Origin of the sequence: Pseudomonas cucumis (assembly GCF_030687935.1) — a bacterium.
Lineage (GTDB): Bacteria > Pseudomonadota > Gammaproteobacteria > Pseudomonadales > Pseudomonadaceae > Aquipseudomonas > Aquipseudomonas cucumis.
This window is the reverse complement of the sequence record NZ_CP117454.1, coordinates 500,061-518,047: the sequence shown is the minus strand read 5'-3', so window position 1 is coordinate 518,047 and position 17,987 is coordinate 500,061. Positions and strand designations below refer to the sequence as shown.

13 protein-coding genes are annotated in these 17,987 nt (G+C 60.0%); 2 read left to right on the top strand and 11 right to left on the bottom strand.

The genetic code is table 11. The features are described 5' to 3' along the window. Window positions 1–58: 58 nt before the first annotated feature. Window positions 59–700 (top strand): BUD32 family EKC/KEOPS complex subunit, encoded by a 642-nt coding sequence (locus PSH97_RS02235; RefSeq protein ID WP_305447931.1) that lies wholly within the window; start codon window positions 59–61, stop codon window positions 698–700. A 34-nt stretch (window positions 701–734) separates the two neighbouring features. Here the strand turns inward: PSH97_RS02235 and PSH97_RS02230 are convergent, their stop codons facing one another. The 11 genes from PSH97_RS02230 to glnE all read right to left on the bottom strand — a co-directional run bounded on the left by PSH97_RS02230 (window position 735) and on the right by glnE (window position 14,954). After that, the gene (locus tag PSH97_RS02230) at window positions 735–2,021 is read right to left on the bottom strand and encodes a glycosyltransferase family protein (protein WP_305447930.1); all 1,287 of its coding nucleotides are present in this window, start codon (window positions 2,019–2,021) and stop codon (window positions 735–737) included. Next, window positions 2,018–2,929 (bottom strand): glycosyltransferase family 2 protein, encoded by a 912-nt coding sequence (locus PSH97_RS02225; protein ID WP_305447929.1) that lies wholly within the window; start codon window positions 2,927–2,929, stop codon window positions 2,018–2,020. Before PSH97_RS02225 ends, PSH97_RS02230 begins: the two co-directional genes overlap by 4 nt. Further along, the gene (locus tag PSH97_RS02220) at window positions 2,916–4,670 is read right to left on the bottom strand and encodes a carbamoyltransferase family protein (RefSeq protein WP_305447928.1); all 1,755 of its coding nucleotides are present in this window, start codon (window positions 4,668–4,670) and stop codon (window positions 2,916–2,918) included. Before PSH97_RS02220 ends, PSH97_RS02225 begins: the two co-directional genes overlap by 14 nt. A gap of 179 nt (window positions 4,671–4,849) precedes the next feature. Further along, window positions 4,850–6,301, bottom strand: a complete 1,452-nt coding sequence (locus PSH97_RS02215) for a lipopolysaccharide kinase InaA family protein (protein ID WP_305447927.1) — start codon at window positions 6,299–6,301, stop codon at window positions 4,850–4,852. Further along, window positions 6,301–7,053, bottom strand: a complete 753-nt coding sequence (locus tag PSH97_RS02210) for a lipopolysaccharide kinase InaA family protein (RefSeq protein WP_305447926.1) — start codon at window positions 7,051–7,053, stop codon at window positions 6,301–6,303. Before PSH97_RS02210 ends, PSH97_RS02215 begins: the two co-directional genes overlap by 1 nt. Next, window positions 7,050–7,784, bottom strand: a complete 735-nt coding sequence (locus tag PSH97_RS02205) for a lipopolysaccharide kinase InaA family protein (protein ID WP_305447925.1) — start codon at window positions 7,782–7,784, stop codon at window positions 7,050–7,052. The genes PSH97_RS02210 and PSH97_RS02205 overlap by 4 nt, the downstream gene beginning before the upstream one ends. Continuing rightward, a complete protein-coding gene (gene rfaP, locus PSH97_RS02200; protein WP_305447924.1) occupies window positions 7,784–8,590 on the bottom strand; it encodes a lipopolysaccharide core heptose(I) kinase RfaP in 807 nt (268 codons plus the stop codon). Before rfaP ends, PSH97_RS02205 begins: the two co-directional genes overlap by 1 nt. Further along, window positions 8,590–9,711, bottom strand: a complete 1,122-nt coding sequence (locus tag PSH97_RS02195; RefSeq protein WP_305447923.1) for a glycosyltransferase family 4 protein — start codon at window positions 9,709–9,711, stop codon at window positions 8,590–8,592. Before PSH97_RS02195 ends, rfaP begins: the two co-directional genes overlap by 1 nt. After that, window positions 9,711–10,772, bottom strand: coding sequence for a lipopolysaccharide heptosyltransferase I (waaC, locus tag PSH97_RS02190; protein ID WP_305447922.1), 1,062 nt, complete (start codon window positions 10,770–10,772; stop codon window positions 9,711–9,713). The genes PSH97_RS02195 and waaC overlap by 1 nt, the downstream gene beginning before the upstream one ends. Before the next feature lies 1 nt (window position 10,773). Then, window positions 10,774–11,808, bottom strand: a complete 1,035-nt coding sequence (gene waaF / locus PSH97_RS02185) for a lipopolysaccharide heptosyltransferase II (RefSeq protein ID WP_218397135.1) — start codon at window positions 11,806–11,808, stop codon at window positions 10,774–10,776. Window positions 11,809–12,014: 206 nt separating this feature from the next. Continuing rightward, window positions 12,015–14,954, bottom strand: coding sequence for a bifunctional [glutamate--ammonia ligase]-adenylyl-L-tyrosine phosphorylase/[glutamate--ammonia-ligase] adenylyltransferase (gene glnE / locus PSH97_RS02180; protein ID WP_305447921.1), 2,940 nt, complete (start codon window positions 14,952–14,954; stop codon window positions 12,015–12,017). 384 nt (window positions 14,955–15,338) lie between these two features. Between glnE and aceE the strand changes: the two genes are divergently transcribed. Beyond that, entirely contained in the window at window positions 15,339–17,984 is a 2,646-nt protein-coding gene (aceE, locus tag PSH97_RS02175; protein ID WP_305447920.1) for a pyruvate dehydrogenase (acetyl-transferring), homodimeric type, read from the top strand. Window positions 17,985–17,987: the final 3 nt, after the last annotated feature.

Sequence of the window (17,987 nt, the reverse complement as noted above, 5' to 3'; positions counted from 1 at the left end):
GCGCACTGCGGTAACATAGCCGGCTGCCCATCCCATCAGGCCAAGCCTTGGAGCCTTGATGCAAACGCTCGACCATACCGCTTATCTCAACATGCGCGAGGGCGCCGACGTTCTCGAGGCCGATGGTAAAGGGGATAAAGTCTTGTGCCTGGCCGATGGCTCGATGCTCAAGCTGTTTCGCCGTAAACGCCTGCTGACTTCTGCGCTTTGGGCGCCTTACGCCCGGCGCTTCGCCGACAACTGCCGAGCACTGCGCGAACGCAGTATCGAATGCCCAACGGTTCGCCAGATTTATCGCATCCCCAGCATCGAGCGCGATGCCGTGCATTACGACCCCCTACCCGGTCGCACTCTGCGTCAATTGCTGGGCAGCGACGATAACGAATCTCTTCGGGCACAACTGGGTGAGTTCATTGCACGCCTGCATGAGAACGGCATTTACTTTCGCTCCGCGCACCTGGGCAATGTGGTATTGACGCCTGAAAACACGCTCGGGCTGATCGACATCGCCGACCTGCGCACCTATCGCAAACCACTGCGCAAAGGCCTGCGCCTGCGTAATTTCAAGCATATGCTGCGCTATCGCCAGGATCGCGAGTGGCTACTCAAGGACAACCAGTTCCTTGAGCATTACCTGAACCATCAACGTGTGTGCAATGGACGGGAACTGAGCCTGGCGCTCACCCCCTTAAGCCCTTAAGCCCTTAAGCCCTTAAGCCCTTAAGTCGCCAGTGTCAGCCGGCGGCAGACAGCCTGAAGGTCTCGAAGTCACGCGCAGGGTCTGCGCCTCGCAGCAAGTTATCAACCAGTTGAATGGTCTTTGCCAAACCCTGAGAACCGTATACCAAGTGGTAATCGGCAAAACGCCGGGCCTGGGCCACATGCCCCGGATAATCCTGCTCAAGCGCTTGCAACTGGCGGGAAAACTCATGCTCATCGCGCACTTGAGGCCCAAAAAACAGTGAGTGAGAGAAGATATCCACATCGCTGCCCGCATTCACATGGATTACCGGCCGCCCCGCCAGCCCTGCCTCGATACCAGCATTGGACATGATATTGACGACAACGCTGGCCTGCGCTAGAGCGTCCGCCAGTGAACACTTGCTATCCAGCAAGTCGATGTTGGCTAACTGCGCAGCGGCATCGCTCCAGAATTGCGCCTTGCTGCGCGGATGACGCTTGAACAGCACGCGATAATGCGGATGCTGCCCGGCCCAGTCGCGCAGTAACTGATAAGTGCGCTGGTAGCCCGGTTCTTTTTCCCGATCAGGACCCACTCCCAGTATTAACAACGTCTGGAGAGCAGGATCGGCAACTGGCAGATCATAAGTTTCATCGGCGAGGTAAGAACCGATCAGCACCACCGTCGACTCACCGAACCGCAATGTTCTTTCTTGCAAAGCGACCAGCGAACTATGGCCAAAGACGCCGTAATAGTCGTAATCGTTCATCCCCAGTCGCCGTGAAGATTCCAGCGTCGTGGCATGGGCCAGTTGCAGCAGTCGGGCACCGCGCGCAGCCAATGCCAAGCGCAGGAACGGCGCATGAAGACTACCGTTGCGTTCGTTGATCAGCACCTTGGGCGAATACGTCATCACCAACCACTGGGCATGGGCGGCGTACACCAGATAACGCAGCGGCACAGACTGCGGCGGCGCCAGGAGCATGCGCTGGGCGCAGGCGTCCGACGGAGAACGTAACGCTGCCTCTGTCAGGTGGTGCCCGCGCTTACGCAGGCCTTCGATCAGAATATTCTTGCGCTGCAACGCCATGGACTTTGGTGCCGAATGCAGCAACAGCACCTCACAGGGTGCAGCGACGACCGAACCACTCAAGCACGCCTTGGCGCGTACCCCGACCGCCACATCCACCAGCACATCACGAACCAGGCGCAAAAGGCTACCAAAGCGACCATGACGCTCGCGCAGCAGCTTCCAGCGGTAACGGTCCAGCTCACGCGCTTTTTGTGCCCAGCATCCTTCAGCCTGGAACACACTTGCGTCAGACCGTGGTGCGCTCACTTGAACAACAACCGGATGGCCTTGCGGGCATAGGACCAGCGAGTGAGCGAGCGCAGATCGGCGCGCACGGCGCGGGCGTAAAAAGCCTTGGCGTTGACATAATCGCCGGCACTGTAGCAATCGCGGAACAATGACAGGCAGCGCTGAGCCAGGAAAGCCTGGCGCAAGTCCTGCAATTCCTGAGGCATTCGGGCCGAGGAAAATACCTCGTCAACCATCCCAACGCCCGCCGCAAGGCTTTGCTTGAGGTCATGGCGCATGCTGTCGTCATGCTTGTAGATCAGCGCCAGCGACTGATCGAGCACACTGCACGGGAAACGCGCCAGCACCTGAGCAAACACTGGAATATCTTCAACGTTGCGCAGGTGCTCAGGATAGTTGCCCGGCGCAAACACTTCGCGATGCATCGCGCAGGCGCCGTTGGACAGCGATACCGTCTTGTCCAGCAAGTAGCCACGCACACGCTGGCGCGGGGTGGCTGGCAAGGGTTTGACGGCGTGCTGGACACGACGACCGTCGTCGAATACCGACCAGTGACCGCCAATGATCAAACGGCTGTCAGGATTGCTGGAGATATGCCGGGTCAACGCAGCCAGCGCACCAGGCGCCATCTCATCATCGGCATCGAGGAAGATCAGATACTGCCCCCGAGCCTCCTCTATCCCACGATTACGCACCGAGGACAAACCACCATTGGGTTTGCGCAGAGCTCTAAAGCATCCGGCATGTTCAGTCAGGAGCTGCTCCAGAACTTGCGGCGTCGCGTCAGTGGAGCCGTCATCGATCACCAACAACTCAGCCTGGGCATCACCCAACTGCGCCAACACCGATTTCACCGCACGCGGCAGGGTTTTGGCGTAGTTATAAGCTGGAATAACGACACTGATCAGCACGTCAGTCAACCGCATACCCGTCCGCACCTTCTTTGACCACCAGAATGTCTTCCATGATCAGATACTGCAGGTCGGAGCCGAAGAACATATTCAAGGCGTCGGTCGGCGAGCAGATCATCGGCTCGCCACGACGGTTGAGCGAGGTGTTCAGCGACACGCCGTTACCGGTCAGCACTTCCAGCGCCTTCATCATGTCGTAGTAGCGCGGGTTGTATTCGCGCTTGAGCACCTGGGCCCGGGACGTGCCGTCTTCATGGACGACTTCCGGCACACGGGTTTTCCACTCTTCAGCCACTTCGAAGGTGAAAGTCATGAACGGTGCCGGGTGATCGATCTTGATCATCTGCGGTGCAACGGTGTCGAGCATCGACGGGCAGAAAGGCCTCCAGCGCTCGCGGAACTTGATTTGATGATTGATGCGATCCGCCACACCGGCCACGCTCGGGCAGCCAATGATCGAACGACCGCCCAAGGCGCGCGGACCGAATTCCATGCGGCCCTGGAACCAGGCCACCGGGTTGCCATCGACCATGATTTTGGCGATCTGCTCCGGCATGTTATCGAGCTTGCGCCACTTTGGCTTGTCGGCGTGACGGGCGCAGGCTGCGATCACGTCTTCGTTGCTGTAGGACGGGCCGAGGTAGACGTGTTCCATCTTCTCGACCGGTACACCACGGGCGTGGGACACGTAAGCCGCAGCGCCAACCGCGGTACCGGCATCGCCGGACGCAGGCTGAACGAACAGCTCTTTGATGTCGTCGCGAGCGATGATTTTCTGGTTCAGCTTGACGTTCAACGCACAGCCACCGGCGAAGGCCAGTTTGCCGGTTTCCTTGAGCACATCGCCCAGGTAATGGTCGATCATCTGCAACGCCAGTTTCTCGAACAGCGCTTGCATGCTCGCGGCGTAATGAATGTACGGCTCGTCGGCGATGTCGCCTTCACGCTTTGGCCCCAGCCACTCGATCAGCTTCGGCGAGAAGTAGAAACCTTTGCCCTTCTCTTTATAGCGACGCAGGCCGATGACGTTGGCGTAGTCGGTGTTGATCACCAGCTCGCCATTCTCGAACGAGGCTAGGCGCGAGAAATCGTATTTGCTGGCGTCGCCGTACGGCGCCATGCCCATGACCTTGAATTCACCGTCGAGCATCTCGAAACCGAGGAACTCGGTGATTGCGCCGTACAGGCCGCCGAGGGAGTCCGGATCGAAGAATTCCTTGATCTTGTGGATCTTGCCGTTTTCGCCGTAACCGAAGAAGGTCGTGGCGTACTCACCCTTGCCGTCGATCCCGAGGATCGCGGTTTTTTCTTTGAAACCGGAGCAGTGGTAGGCACTGGAGGCGTGGGCCAAGTGGTGCTCGACCGGCTCGATCTTGATTTTCTTCGGATCGAAGCCCAGTTGCTCGAGGCACCAGACAATCTTGTTGCGATAGCGCTTGTAGCGACGGTTACCCATCAGGATCGCGTCGAGGGCGCGGTCCGGGGCATACCAGTAACGCTTGGCGTAGTGCCAGCGAGCCTTGCCGAACAGGCTGATCGGCGCGAACGGAATCGCTACCACGTCAACGTCGGACGGCTTGATGCCCGCCTGCTCGAGGCAGAACTTCGCGGATTCGTAAGGCATGCGGTTCTTTGCATGTTTATCGCGCACGAAGCGCTCTTCTTCAGCCGCCGCGACCAGCTTGCCGTCGATATACAGGGCTGCGGAAGGATCATGGCTAAGGGCGCCGGACAGGCCAAGAATCGTCAATGCCACAGGGGTCTAGCCTCTTTAGTCTGCATGCAGGCGCAACGCGCCTCAAAAATTAATGTGCCCTCGCAAGGGGCGAGAGACAGCTAAAGGGCGGGATTATAGCGTAAACGTCGCGGGAATGACCCTCATGCCAGTCAGTTATGTGGGAGCGGGCTTGCCCGCGATAGGGACGAAGACCCGATTCAGGCAGCGCCAGAGATATCTTTGGGCAGACGCTGATCAATCACTTGGTACAGCGCACTGCTCTCGGGCCAGTTGCGCATGAACCGCGCCCGATCCCGCGCATAGGCCGGGGCAAAGCTGCTGAGCGAGCCATGCTGACACATCGAATCCAGATCGATCAGCGCCCAACTATCCTGCTGCCAGAACAGGTTATGACCCTTGAAATCTCCATGGCTGATCCGCTCGCGAATCAGCTCGGCGAACAGGTGATCCAGAGCCTGCAATTCGGCTTCCGGTGCCTCGCCACTTTCAACGTACGGCGCAAACCGCTCGATGATGTCCGGCCCCGGCAAATACTCGGTCACCAGGTACGCCCGGCTGCGCAGCCAGAGAAAACGCTTCTCCAGTAACGCCAACGGCTTGGGTGTGGCGATGCCCAGGAACGCCAGGCGATTACCTTCACGCCATGAGTGCCAGGCGCGGCTCGGGCGCCAGAAACGTTTGAGCCAATGGGCAAAGCCTTTGATGTTGTAGCGCTTGACCACCAATGTGCGACCCGCCACCTCGACCTTGCCGACGCTCGCCGCGCCGCCGGTCTTGTACAGATGGCCTTGATCGAGCAAGGCATCGGCCTGCTCCAGCACCGGCAACATCGCCGCCTCTTCCTCGCGACGAATCGCCCGCAGGCCGAATGCGCCGCGCTGGACGCTGAATAACGTGCATTCACGGCCGACCTTGATCAGGAAATCCTTCAAACGCCAGCGACGGACCTTGTCGATCTGCTTCTGCAACGCTTCCATGGGCAAGGCATGCTCGCCGTTTTCCAGCAGGTAATACACCAGTAATTCTTCGGTGAAGGGTTCCAGGGATTTGGGCAACTGGGCGAAAAACACTCCGAGGTTTTCCAGGACTTTCTGCTGTGACAGTGGCTTGCCAGCCGTCTCGGCACAGATCCCGGCGCCATCGATCAAATACAACTGACCGCCATGGCGCAGCAGGTTGTCCAGGTGCAGGTCTTCCTGCCACAGGCCCTTGCTATGCAGATGGCCGATCGCGCCCAAGGCCTCGGCCAGCACCGCTGATTGTTCATCCGCCAACACCGGCAAGTGCTCGACCTGTTGCCAGGCATCCCCCAGGCTCTCGGCCCCCTCGAGGAAATCGAACAGCAGCCAGCCGCCCTCGCCGTCCTTCAGGCCATCAGCCAATAGCAACGGTGTGGTCAGCCCCTGAGCGGCAAGCAAACGCACGCCGTCCAGCTCACGCTGAAAATGCCGCGCCGCTTTACTGCCGACCAGCAGCTTGGCCAGCACCGGCCGACCGCGCCAGACGCCGGCACCCACATAACGTTGCCCCGGCAATACCCGCAACAGGCTCAGCAATTGCAACTCTGCAGCCCCCGCGGCATCGGCCAGTGGAATGCTTAGAGGCAGGCTCGGGCTGCGGCCCGCGTTTTTCAGCTCGGACAAACGCATCAACGCGCCTCCTTGTGACTGCGCCGCGCACTCAAGCGCGATACCCAACTGTCCACCAGCGAACTGTTCAATGGCTGATCCAGATAAACCGCCAACAACTCGCGCAGCTGACTTTCGCTCCATTCTGGCGCCCGACGCAGCAACGGGTCCAGGTCCTTGACCCGATCACGCTGACCAAAAAACAGCGGGCGGGTTTTCTCCAGGTCGATCAACTGAGCCTGATAACCGTCACCGGTGGCTTGGAGAAAAATGTGCTTGGGATAGAAGCAACCATGGAGTTGATGCATCTCGTGCAGACGTCGCGCCAGTTGCCCACAGGCTTTCAGAATCGCCGAATGCTGCGCCGCGCTCAGATCGGACCAGCGCTGCAACAGCGAATCCAGGTCATCCCAACCGTCCAGCGCGCGGGTTAGCAGAATCGCCCGGACTTCACCGTCGACTTTGCGCTCACCGAAAAACGCCGCCTGCAGCGCCGGTATACCCAGTTTCTGATAACGACTGATGTTGCGAAACTCACGGGAAAAACTCGGCTCGCCAAAAGGCGAATGAAATGTGCGTGTCAGGTAGTTGCTCTGGCGTTTGAGGTAATAGCCATGACCTTCCAGTTCCAGCCGAAATACACTGCTCCAGCCACCCCGACCGGTATTGGGTTCATCCACCGCCTCGAGCTGTTTGGCCCAGAGCGCGTCGAAGGTGCCGAGGCCATGACGCTCAAGCAGCGCACGGTCTTCAGCAGCCAGAAAATCAGTCATTCGCGTCCCTCGAAAAATCTCACCACGTGCCGAATCCGTTTCTTGTCGGCGGCATTGAGCCGGGTACATTGGCGGTATTGCAGGTAAAAGCGCAGACGCTGGGTAGCCGACAGGTGATATTTGGCCACTTTGTCCAGACAAGCCAGGTCTTTGGTAATTCGGTATTTGAGCCAGAAGCCGCGCCAGAAATCACCGTTGGGGCAGTCGATCAGAAACAGCCGGGGCTCATCGTCAATCAGCAGATTGCGCCACTTCAAATCATTATGGGTAAACCGGTGGTCGTGCATGGTCCGGGTATAGCCCGCCAGCTGTCGACTGATGTTGTCGACCCAGGCGCGGTCCGCCAGCTTCGGATCATGCCGGTCAGCCAGGACGGACAAGTCTTCGGTATGGGGCAGTTCGCGTGTGATCATCGCCCCACGGTCGTAAGCCACGCCGCGTCGCTCCAGCCCCCAGGCCACTACTTCGGCGGTGGGAATGCCCCACTTGGCGAAACGCTTGAGGTTCTGCCATTCGGCTTTCACTCGCGGCTTGCCCAGGTAACGGCGCAGGCCTTTGCCGGCGCCGACGTAGCGCTTGACGTAATAGTTGACGCCATTGCGCTGGACGCGAATGACCTCGGACAGTGGATCGCGGGTCAGTCGCTCGCCCTTGAGCGCGAACACCGCGTCAAGGCTGCCGAAGTCTTCTGCCAGATCGCTGTAAGCAGGTTCCAGTGTCCAACCCGACATCAGAGCGCATCCCCATATCGCTGTTTACGCTCGTAGAGCTTGTTGGCCTTGCCTTCGAGCCATGCCAGCAATCCCGCTTCTTCTGCCAGAATCTGGCGCAGGGGCTGCTGGAAGTAACCCTTGAGGAAACGCAGTTTGTCGCGACGGGTCAGGCCGATGTCCAGCGCCGAAAAATACAGCGCCGCCAGGTCCTTGTTGCGCCAGCGTTGGGTAATCGTCGGACGGGTCTGGGCACGGTGCAGATCGATCACCGACAGCTTGAAATCGTCGGCTGTTACCGGTTTGTCGGTGTGCAGCAGGAAGTGGCAGATGTAGCAGTCGCGGTGGTTGACCCCGGCGCGGTGCATCATGCCGGTCATGCGCGCGACTTCGGCGATCAAGGCGCGCTTGAGTTTTGGCTCGGGCGGCTGCTTGATCCAGTCGATGCTGAAATCTTCGAGGCTGACGGTGGGCGCCAGCTCTTCAGTGACGATGAACGAATGCTGGTCCGCCGGGTTGCTGCCCTTTTCGCCGTAAGCGACAGCGGTCATGGTCGGCACGCCGACTTCTTGCAGGCGCTGAATGGCCTTCCACTCCTGGCCCGCGCCCAGCACCGGCAGCTTGGCGGTCAGCAGGTTCTTGAAGATCTCGCCCCAGCCGATGCCCCGGTGGATTTTCACAAAGAACCCGTGGCCGTTTACTTCAGTACGCAGCGTCCGGCGCGCTTCAAGTTCGCGGTACACCTCGCCCTTGAGGCCCTCGACTTCGGCGAACGGATCCCGTCCGGCCCAGAGGCTCTTGAACGGTTCAGCCAGCATCAACTTCATTAAGCGTGCTCCGCCAGAATCACATCGGCCGCGTGCTGCGGCATGCTGTAGAGGTCGGCCGTCTCGGCGAAGGCCAGACCATTGCGGCTCCAGGCCGCCCGTGCATTTGCGTCATTCAACATGCCGGTCAGGTACTGCGTCAGTTGCGCCTGATCGAAGGGTTCGTCCAGCACCAGACCGGCGTCGGCCTCGGCAATGTAATGGGCGTACCCGCACACCGCGCTCACCAGCACCGGCAACCCGGCCACCACGGCTTCAAGCAGCACCGTCCCGGTATTTTCGTTATACGCCGGGTGGATCAACAGATCGGCACCGAGCAGGAAACGCGGGATATCGCTACGCCCCTTGAGGAACTGCACGTTGTCGCCGAGCCCTAATGTGGCGCTCTGCAACTGGAATACTTTGGGGTCGTCCTGGCCAATTACAAACAGCCGGGTGCGCTTTTTCAGTTCGGCGGGCAAGGCAGCCAGTGCCTTGAGGCTGCGGTCCACGCCTTTGGTCTTGAACCCGGAGCCGATTTGCACCAGCAGCAGTTCATCATCTTTCAGGTTGAACTCGCGACGAAACCCGGCACGGACCTCGGCGGCATTGGCCGGCGCGCGACGGTCCTGAGAGATACCCGGCGGTAGCAAATGGAAGCGCGCAAGCGGCGTGTCGTAATGCTTGATGAACAGCGGCTGCTGCACTTCGGAAATCATCAGCACTTCGGTCTTGGCATCCTTGGCGAACACCGCGCGCTCGTACTCGGCGAAGTGCCGGTAGCGGCCCCAACGACGGTACAGCGAGTTGCGCAGGTTTTGCGCTTTGTCTTCGAAGCAGCCGTCGGCGGCGTAGTAAACGTCCAGGCCCGGCATCTTGTTGAAACCGATCAGGCGGTCCACCGGACGCTTGGCCAGATCAGCCTCCATCCACTCGGTGAGCTTCTCGTTGCGTCGATGATTGAAGAACGCCTTGACTGGTGCCACCAGCACTTCGAAACCCGGTGGAATATCGCCTTCCCAGATCAGTGTGTAGACGCGAATCTGATGGCCGCGCTGCTGACACTCCAGGGCGATACGCATGAAATCGCGCTGCAAGCCCCCGAATGGAAAGTACTTGTACAGGACAAATGCCAATTGCATCAGCGCAGCTCCTCAGCCAGTAACAACGTGCTCAGTCGGCTCGCGACACGCTCGGGATTCAGACGCGTGAAGCACAGGGGCCACTCGCGTTTCAGGTCGAACCGACGGGCATCGTCGGCCGTCGGTTGATAGGTGCATTTCTTTTGCAGGCACGGGGCGCAGGGAAAGTCGCTGGCCATGTGAATCTGCGACTTGCCGTACGCGCCGGTCAGGCCCGGGTTAGTCGGGCCGAACAGCGACAGGGTCGGTACGTCCAGCGCCGCAGCGAGGTGACCGAGACCGGTGTCCACCGCTACGCAGGCTTGCGCTCCGACCAGGACTTTGCCGACCCCCGCCAGGTTCAGTTTGGGCAGCACTTCGACGTGCTTCATATCTTTGGCGATGCGCTCGGCGCGGGCCTTTTCGACGGCATTACCCCACGGCAGCTTCACCGCCACGCCGAGATAACCCACCCGCTCGGCCAGCTCGCGCCAATAGGCTTCGGGCCAGTGCTTGGTGTCCCAAGTGGTGCCGTGGAGAAACACCACGTACGGATTCTTGCGCGGCAATTCCACCAGCCGCTCGACGTTCAGGCCATAGTCGCCCAAGCCTTTGGGCAGGTCGTAACCCAGGGCCACTGCGAACAGCTGACGCACTCGCTCTACCGCGTGCTGCCCACGGGCCACGGCCAGACGTCGGGAATAGAATCGCGCGGCGATTGGTTCGCGGGCCGAGTTTTTGTCCAGCCCCGCCACCGGGGCTTTGGCGTAGCGGGTCAGCAACGCGCTTTTCAGCAGGCCCTGGGCATCGATCACCAAGTCATATTTGGTCGCGCGAATGCTTTGTTTGAAGCGTTTCCACTCGCCACTCTTGATGGTCTGCCAGATGTTCTTGCGCCAGCGACGGATCGCCACCGGAATCACCTTGCCCACGGCCGGGTGCCAGGTCGGAATCTCGGCGAAGCCTTCTTCCACCACCCAGTCGAACGTGATGCCGGGGATCGCCCGCGCCGCGTCGGTCAACGCTGGCAACGCATGAATCACGTCGCCCAGCGAAGAAGTCTTGATCAACAGTACCCGCAAACTATTTGACCTCGACCACAGTGCCCAGCAACCGCTGCAAGGCTTCGTTCACCGCTTTCGGCATGAGCTGGCGCAAGCAATTGTAATGACCGAAACGGCAGGTGCGATCGAAGCACGGACTGCATTCGATGCCCAGGCGCACGATTTCGACATGCTCGGCCAATGGTGGTGTGAAACCCGGCGACGTCGAGCCGTATACCGCCACCAATGGGCGGTTCAGCGCGGCAGCCACGTGCATCAGGCCGGAGTCGTTGGAGACCACTGCGTCAGCGCAAGACAGCAAATCGATGGCCTCGGCCAGGGAAGTGTCGCCACTGAGGTTCACCGACTCTTCACGCAGACCGGGAATCAGCCGCGCGCGAATGTCTTCGCCCACCGCGTGATCGTTTTTCGAGCCGAACAGCCAGACCTGCCAGCCTTCACGGATCTTCGCTTCGGCGACCTTGGCGTAGTGCTCGGACGGCCAGCGCTTGGACTCGCCGAACTCGGCGCCGGGGCACAGCGCCAACACCGGACGGTCGAGAGCCAGACCGAATTTGGCCAGTGCGCCATCGCGGGTCACCGGGTCGATCTGCAGGCTCGGCCGTGGATACGGTTTCGGCAACTCGACGCCGGGCTCAAAGGCCAAGGCCATGAAGCGCTCGATCATCAGCGGGTAACGCTCTTTGTCGAGCGTGCGCACGTCATTGAGCAGGCCGTAGCGGAATTCGCCACGCCAGCCGGTGCGTTTCGGGATACCGGCGAAAAATGGCACCAGCGCCGACTTCAGGGAATTGGGCAGCAGGATGGCCTGGTCGTACTGACCGGCCAGGGATTTACCGATGCGCCGACGCGTCGCCAACTCCAGCACGCCGTGGCCGAGCGGGAAGCTCAAGGCCTGGCGCACTTCGGGCATGCGCTCGAGAATCGGCCGGCTCCACTCGGGGGCCAGCACGTCGATTTCGCACTGCGGGTGGCGCTGCTTGAGACACTGAAAAAGTGTCTGCGCCATCACCATGTCACCGACCCAACTGGGCCCAACGATCAGAATTTTCATGTGGTTTCCAAAAACGAGCCGGGGAGGCATATGCCTCCCCGCCTCGAGAATCCAGCACCTTCGGGGTGAACCGTCAGGTCATTTGGACAAGCCTGTACCGGCTCATCAGATCAGTTTTTGTGCACATCCATGCGATGCAGCTTAGCTGTCCCAATCTATCAAACACCGCTCCCACATTGGGTATTGGGTGTTCCAATTTAGCCTGCTCAGCTTAACCCCAGCTCGCGCCAGATACGCATTACCTGCCGTCGTTCATCCACGAACTGGTCGCCCGGTATCACGCCGGCGTCCTTCTGCAAGGCTTCCCGGTGAGCGGCGGAGCGGTAGGCCTTATAGGCTTCACGCAACAGGCTGGCGTCTTCGGCGGGCATCAGCCCTACCTCCTCCAACCCTTCCAGAATGCGGATATTGTCGGTGTAGCGCAGCAATGACGGATGCGCCTCAGACCATGCCAGAGCCGCGTATTGCACCATAAATTCAATATCGACGATACCTCCGGCATCCTGCTTGAGATCGAATGGCGCCGTGGCCTCGAAGGCATTTGCCGCCGTGCCCGCCGCCGTGCTCTTGCTGCCGAGGTTATCGCGCATCTTGGCGCGCATCTCGCTGACCTCCTGGCGCAAGGTCGGCAGGTCCCGCCGCTTGGCCAATACCGCCGCGCGAACCTTCTCGAACGCTTGGCCGACATCCTGACTGCCCACCAGCACCCGCGCCCGCACCAGCGCCTGGTGTTCCCAGGTCCAGGCTTCGTTTTCCTGATACCGGGCAAACGCCCCCAAAGAACTCACCAGCAAACCGGAGGCACCGGAGGGCCGCAGACGCATGTCCACTTCATACAGCTGGCCGGAGTTGGTCTGCGCCGTCAGCAAATGAATGATGCGCTGCCCGAGCCGGGTAAAAAACTGTGCGCCGTCGATAGGCTTCGGCCCGTCGGTTTCGGCCTGTGGATCGCCGTCGTGGATGAACACCAGATCCAGGTCCGAACTGTGCCCCAACTCCAGACCGCCGACTTTCCCGTAACCGACAATGATGAAACCAGGGTCGCATAAGGTTCCATCAGTGCGCAGCGGTGTACCGTACTTGGCCACGGTCTGGCGCCAGGCCAGGGCCAACACTTGTTCGAGGATCGCTTCGGCAAGCCAGGTCAGGTAATCACTGACCTTCATCAAGGGCAGGCTGCCGGCGATTTCCGAGGCGGCGACGCGCAAGCGGTGCGCCAGTTTGAAATGCCGCAGGGCTTCCATTTGTTGTTCGAGATCGTCTTCGGGAATCCGCGTCAGACGCTCGCGCAACTCGGCCGCCAGTTCCGGCGCCAGCGGTGGCTTGAACAGCCGGCCTTCGTTGAGCAGTTCGTCGAGCAGCAGCGGGAAGCGCGTGATCTGTTCGGCAATCCACGGGCTCGCGGCGCACAGCGTCAGCAAGCGGCGCAGGGCGCCGGGGTTCTCGGTCAATAACACCAGATAGGCGGAACGACGCGCCACGGCTTCCACCAGCGGCAACACCCGCTCCAGCACCAGATCGGGATTGGCATGCTCCACAGCCTGAGCCAGCAAGCGCGGAATAAAAGCATCGAGGCGTTCACGTCCCAAGCGCTGCATGGCCCGCAATTGCGGACTGCCGCGCAGACTGGCCAGGGCTTTCAGCGCTTTGGAGGCATCGGCGAAACCACCCTCTTCCAACTGACGGCACGCGGCCTCCTCGTCCTGCGCCTCCTCCCACAGCGGCAGCCATTCCCCGCCGACCACCACTTCGCTCTCGGCGCCGGCTTCTTCATCGGGATCGGCAATCACCTGAGCAAAGTGCCAGGCCACCCGGCCGCGCCAGTACATCAGCTGTTCGTGGAATGCCGCCCAATTGGCAAACCCGAGCATAAAGGCAATGCGCGCCTGATCCTGTTCGCCATCGGGCAGCATCTGGGTCTGGCGGTCGGCAATGGCCTGGATCGCGTGTTCGGTGTAACGCAGAAATTCGTAGGCTTCGCGCAACTCGCTGACCACTGCCGCCGGCAGGTAACCCTGACCTTCAAGGGTGCTCAGTACTTTTAATAAAGGACGCTGCTGCAGGCTCAGGTCGCGGCCACCGTGAATCAGCTGGAAGGCCTGGGCGATAAACTCGACTTCACGAATACCGCCGGAACCCAGCTTGATGTTGTCGGCCATGCCCTTGCGCCGGACTTCCTGCTGGATCAGCTGCTTCATGGTGCGCAGCGCTTCAATGGCCGAGAAATCCAGGTAACGCCGGTAAACGAACGGGCGCAGCATCTCTTGCAGTTGCGCGCCCGCCACTTGATCGCCGGCCACCACGCGCGATTTGATCATCGCGTAGCGTTCCCAGTCGCGGCCCTGATCCTGGTAGTACTGTTCCAGCGCATTGAAGCTCAGCACCAGCGCGCCGGACGAACCGTAAGGCCGCAAGCGCATGTCGACGCGGAACACGAAACCGTCGACGGTCATCGGGTCCAGCGCCTTTATAAGACGCTGGCCGAGACGAATGAAAAACTCCTGGTTATCCAGCGACCGCTTCACGCCGACGGTTTCGCCGCCCTCGGGGTAGGCGAAGATCAGGTCGATGTCCGACGACAGATTCAGCTCCACGGCGCCGAGCTTGCCCATGCCGAGGATGACCATCTGCTGCGGCTCGCCGCTGCGGCGCCCGGTGGGCGTGCCGAACTGCTGGCAATGGCGCTGATACAACCACTGATAGGCCTGATCGATGCTGGCATCGGCCATGTCCGAGAGGTCACGACAGGTCTGGATCAGATCGGCCTGGCGGGTCAGGTCACGCCAGATGATCCGCACTTGCTGGCGTGCGCGCTGGCGACGCAGGGCGCGGCCCAGCTGGTCGTCGGTTTCGGCTGCGCTCACCGCCGTCGCAATCTGTGCGCACAACTCGCCCGGGGCAAAGGCTCGATCCAGTTCGCCGGACTGCACCAATTCCAGCAACATCAAAGGGTCACGCAGACTCTGTTCAATCACAAAGTCGCTGGCAGCGGCGACGCGAGCAAATTGCGCCCAGCGCTCAGGCGTCCAGGCAGACAGGCCATGGTCATCGGGAAGAACCCCGACGGTCGTACGAAACGACTGCTCGGCGCGGGTGACAAATGGCAGGAGCCCATCGGGCAGTTCGGCAAGCGAAGGGAGGCTCATGGTCTATCCTTGATCGGCGTGTGAAGGGCTGCATGTAGTGATTCGTGAAAATACGCTACCTGACCGACTGTCGAACAAAGGTTAGAAATAGCTGAAATTTGTTTATTTTTGGCAGCGATCATCAAGCCTTCACCTTTTTTGGTTGGCAAAAGACCAACCTTAACGATTATTCTCACAACGCAGCCGGAGGCCACAAGCCAATCATCTGTAGTTTTACTACTCGTCTATACATTCGAAAGGCTGAAATGCCCGATGATTTGTAGTAAAACTACACGCCGCCGGAACATACCTCTCGGCAATCCAAGAATTTATATCGTCTGCCCACAAGGCCAGTCGCAAACTCAGGCAACCGATTCTGGAAGCCTTTCCGCCCTGGAGCAAGCCATGCAAGACCTCGATCCCGTCGAAACCCAGGAATGGCTGGACGCCCTGGAATCGGTTCTCGACAAAGAAGGCGAAGACCGTGCTCACTATCTGATGACCCGTATGGGCGAACTCGCGACCCGTAGCGGCTCGCAGCTCCCTTACGCCATCACCACGCCTTACCGCAACACGATCCCCGTAACTCACGAAGCACGCATGCCTGGCGACCTGTTCATGGAACGCCGCATTCGCTCGTTGGTACGCTGGAACGCGATGGCCATGGTAATGCGTACGAACCTGAAAGATTCTGACCTGGGTGGTCACATCTCCAGCTTCGCTTCCAGTGCGACCCTGTATGACATCGGCTTCAACTACTTCTTCCAGGCCCCGACCGACGAACACGGCGGCGACCTGATCTACTTCCAGGGTCACACCTCGCCAGGCGTTTACGCCCGTGCGTTCATGGAAGGCCGCATCACCGAAGAACAAATGAATAACTTCCGCCAGGAAGTAGACGGTCAGGGCCTGTCGTCCTACCCGCACCCTTGGCTGATGCCTGACTTCTGGCAGTTCCCGACGGTATCCATGGGTCTGGGCCCGATTCAGGCGATCTACCAGGCACGCTTCATGAAGTACCTGGAAGCCCGTGGTTTCATCCCCGAAGGCAAGCAGAAAGTCTGGTGCTTCCTGGGCGACGGCGAGTGCGACGAGCCGGAATCCCTGGGCGCCATTTCGTTGGCTGGCCGCGAGAAGCTGGACAACCTGATCTTCGTCATTAACTGCAACCTGCAGCGCCTCGACGGCCCGGTTCGCGGCAACGGCAAGATCATCCAGGAACTCGAAGGCGTGTTCCGCGGTGCTCAGTGGAACGTGACCAAAGTCATCTGGGGCCGTTTCTGGGACCCACTGCTGGCCAAAGACGTCGACGGCATCCTGCAACGCCGCATGGACGAAGTCATCGACGGCGAGTACCAGAACTACAAAGCCAAAGACGGCGCGTTCGTGCGTGAACACTTCTTCAACTCGCCAGAACTCAAGGCGATGGTTGCAGACTTGTCCGACGACGAGATCTGGAAACTCAACCGTGGCGGCCATGACCCGTACAAGGTCTACGCGGCGTACCACGAAGCGGTCAACCACAAAGAACAACCGACCGTCATCCTGGCCAAAACCATCAAGGGTTATGGCACCGGTGCCGGCGAAGCGAAAAACACTGCGCACAACACCAAGAAAGTCGATGTCGACAGCCTGAAGTTGTTCCGCGATCGTTTCGACATTCCGGTCAAAGACGAAGAGCTGGAAAACCTGCCGTTCTTCAAGCCAGAGCCAAACAGCGCCGAAGCCCGCTACCTGAGCGAGCGCCGTACTGCACTGGGCGGTTTCGTGCCACAGCGTCGCGCGCAGAGCTTCAGCGTACCGACCCCGTCGCTGGACACCCTCAAGGCCATTCTTGATGGCTCGGGCGACCGTGAAATTTCCACCACCATGGCGTTCGTGCGGATCCTCGCGCAACTGGTCAAGGACAAGGAAATCGGTCCACGCATCGTCCCGATCATCCCGGACGAAGCCCGTACCTTCGGTATGGAAGGCATGTTCCGTCAGTTGGGCATCTACTCGTCCGTCGGCCAGCTCTACGAGCCAGTCGATAAAGACCAGGTGATGTTCTACAAAGAAGACAAGAAGGGCCAGATCCTCGAAGAAGGCATCAACGAAGCGGGCGCCATGAGCTCCTTCATCGCTGCCGGTACTTCATACTCCAGCCACAACCAGCCAATGCTGCCGTTCTACATCTTCTACTCGATGTTCGGCTTCCAGCGTATCGGCGACCTGGCCTGGGCCGCTGGCGACAGCCGCACCCGTGGCTTCCTGATCGGCGGTACCGCCGGCAGAACCACGCTGAACGGCGAAGGCCTGCAACACGAAGACGGTCACAGCCACATCCTGGCTGCCACCATCCCGAACTGCCGCACCTTTGATCCAACCTACGGCTACGAGCTGGCGGTGATCATTCAGGACGGCATGAAGAAGATGACCGAAGAGCAGCAGGACGTTTTCTACTACATCACCGTGATGAACGAGTCCTACCAGCAGCCAGCCATGCCGGCCGGTGTCGAGGAAGGCATCATCAAGGGCATGTACCTGCTCGAGGAAGACACCCGCGAAGCGGCGCACCACGTTCAGCTGATGGGCTCCGGCACCATCCTGCGTGAAGTCCGTGAAGCGGCGAAGATCCTGCGTGAACAGTTCAACGTTGGCGCAGACGTGTGGAGCGTTACCAGCTTCAACGAACTGCGTCGCGATGGCCTGGCCGTCGAGCGCAGCAACCGTCTGCACCCGGGCCAGAAGCCTAAACTGAGCTACGTCGAAGAGTGCCTGAACGGCCGTAAAGGTCCGGTCATCGCGTCTACCGACTACATGAAGCTGTTCGCTGAACAAATTCGTCAGTGGGTCCCGTCCAAGGAATTCAAAGTCCTGGGCACCGATGGTTTCGGCCGCAGTGACAGCCGCAAGAAGCTGCGTCACTTCTTCGAAGTCGATCGTCATTTCGTGGTGTTGGCAGCCCTGGAAGCTTTGGCTGACCGTGGCGATATCGAACCTAAAGTGGTGGCTGAAGCCATCGCCAAGTTCGGCATCAACCCGGAAAAACGCAACCCACTGGACTGCTGAGGA

Coding starts and splice junctions, on each gene's coding strand:
- PSH97_RS02235 (WP_305447931.1), top strand. CDS start 59: ATGCAAACGCTCGACCATACCGCTTATCTCAACATGCGCGAGGGCGCC.
- PSH97_RS02225 (WP_305447929.1), bottom strand. CDS start 2,929: ATGCGGTTGACTGACGTGCTGATCAGTGTCGTTATTCCAGCTTATAAC.
- PSH97_RS02215 (WP_305447927.1), bottom strand. CDS start 6,301: ATGCGTTTGTCCGAGCTGAAAAACGCGGGCCGCAGCCCGAGCCTGCCT.
- PSH97_RS02210 (WP_305447926.1), bottom strand. CDS start 7,053: ATGACTGATTTTCTGGCTGCTGAAGACCGTGCGCTGCTTGAGCGTCAT.
- PSH97_RS02205 (WP_305447925.1), bottom strand. CDS start 7,784: ATGTCGGGTTGGACACTGGAACCTGCTTACAGCGATCTGGCAGAAGAC.
- rfaP (WP_305447924.1), bottom strand. CDS start 8,590: ATGAAGTTGATGCTGGCTGAACCGTTCAAGAGCCTCTGGGCCGGACGG.
- PSH97_RS02195 (WP_305447923.1), bottom strand. CDS start 9,711: ATGCAATTGGCATTTGTCCTGTACAAGTACTTTCCATTCGGGGGCTTG.
- waaF (WP_218397135.1), bottom strand. CDS start 11,808: ATGAAAATTCTGATCGTTGGGCCCAGTTGGGTCGGTGACATGGTGATG.
- glnE (WP_305447921.1), bottom strand. CDS start 14,954: ATGAGCCTCCCTTCGCTTGCCGAACTGCCCGATGGGCTCCTGCCATTT.
- aceE (WP_305447920.1), top strand. CDS start 15,339: ATGCAAGACCTCGATCCCGTCGAAACCCAGGAATGGCTGGACGCCCTG.